1 pseudogene is annotated in these 532 nt (G+C 65.2%); it reads right to left on the reverse strand.

The features are described 5' to 3' along the window. Positions 1–227 (reverse strand): annotated as a pseudogene (locus tag AC0KUR_RS38135) (GTP cyclohydrolase I); the annotation flags it as partial. Positions 228–532 lie beyond the last annotated feature (305 nt).

Genomic DNA, 532 nt, shown 5'->3' on the forward strand with positions numbered 1-532 from the left:
TCGTTGTCGACATCGATCACGAGCGAGCGCAGCACCGCTTCCATTCCCTGCGCAACTTCGTTCTGCAACGCATCGAGTTCGCCGTCGCGCAGGTGCGCGGCGATGTTGTCGTTTGCATGGAAGCGCGCGCCCGCGTTCTCGAGCCGACGACGGATGATGTGCGACAGAGGAATGCCCTCGTCGATCGCAGTCAAGGTGTGTTCGGGAGCGTCGATCAGATTGCCCATGTCGGTTCGTTTCTCGAGGTTAGGGGGTCGTGCGATGGATCGCGACAGAGGCGATGATTTGCCTGCGTTTCTTGGATAAAAACCGGGCGAACGCCGCCGCTATTTCGACGACGCGCCGACTGGGCGGCGCTCACCTGGCGTGCGCGGGCGTGCATGGCGGCCCGGCAGCGTCACCGGAGATCCGGTCCTGATCGCGCACGACGGACCCATTGGCGTTGCCGGGGCCCAGCCGCCGACGTCCCGGCGGAACCGCAACATCGGGTCGTTCGCAGTCGGCTTCGCCGCGAGCATGACGGCGGCGGACT

This window comes from Burkholderia sp. YHN3-13, from assembly GCF_055810675.1.